Genomic DNA, 518 nt, shown 5'->3' on the forward strand with positions numbered 1-518 from the left:
TAACGCCCCATTAAGAGGCTTTTAATTGTTGGCTAAAATGTGAAGCGAAGCGGAACCTAGCCAACTGTTAAAAGTCCTGCTTGAATGGCTTGTTATACGCACTTTTGAAATAACCACCAAGATTATCAATTCCATACCCTGGAGGACAAACAAGTACCCCCTCTTTAGGAACATATGTTATTAATAGAACCACATTATATTCTTTTGATAGCGGCAAACAACCAGACATTTTAGCCTGAGTAGTTTCGTTAGACAGATCAACTTTAAGCGCTGTAGCAGATATAAGAGTTGCACCTTTGTATATATAAACAACACCTCTAACGCCTTTATATTCAGGGTGTTCTGGGTGAGAAAACGGCGTATATATGTTTAAACTGCTACAAGCTCCATTCTCGCCTAAGTCTCCCTTTAAGCTAACATTGATTCCTAGAAGAGATGCCTGCTCAAAACTTATTTCAGGGGGCAATCCAGCTATAGATTGAAAAGATGTAAAAAGTAAAATAAAAACAGCAATAATT

The 518-nt window shown here is 37.8% G+C and carries 1 protein-coding gene; it reads right to left on the reverse strand.

What is annotated here, in order from left to right; translation table 11 throughout:
- Nucleotides 1–67: 67 nt before the first annotated feature.
- Nucleotides 68–518 (reverse strand): hypothetical protein (locus H4J52_RS02880; protein WP_182224185.1); only part of this gene is annotated, 451 nt, incomplete at its 5' end.

Source organism: Colwellia sp. MB02u-14, from assembly GCF_014076915.1.
Taxonomy (GTDB): Bacteria; Pseudomonadota; Gammaproteobacteria; order Enterobacterales; family Alteromonadaceae; genus Colwellia_A.